Here is a 302-nt window from a genome sequence, read left to right on the forward strand (position 1 = left end):
GACGAAAACCATACCAGTGGTAATAATCATAGCACTGAAGAGTTTAAAGATGCTGAAGGCCGTGTGATTTTAAAACGCACCTATAATGCAGGTGTAAAACATGACACCTATTATGTCTATGACGACTATGGAAATCTCACCTATGTGTTACCGCCATTAATGGATGCAGATACAGAAACATTAGTTAATGTTCAAGCTTCCTTGGATGAATTGGGCTACCAATATGTCTATGATTATCGCAACAGGTTGGTAGAAAAGAAAATACCAGGTAAAGGTTGGGAATATATTGTTTATAATAAGCT

The 302-nt window shown here is 36.8% G+C and carries 1 protein-coding gene; it reads left to right on the forward strand.

Annotated features, from left to right (window positions below; genetic code table 11):
* A partial coding sequence (locus Q0770_RS14680; protein ID WP_299118193.1) for a hypothetical protein occupies window positions 1-302 on the forward strand: 302 nt, incomplete at both ends.

The sequence above is a fragment of the uncultured Winogradskyella sp. genome, assembly GCF_947501905.1.
In the GTDB taxonomy this organism is placed as follows: domain Bacteria; phylum Bacteroidota; class Bacteroidia; order Flavobacteriales; family Flavobacteriaceae; genus Winogradskyella.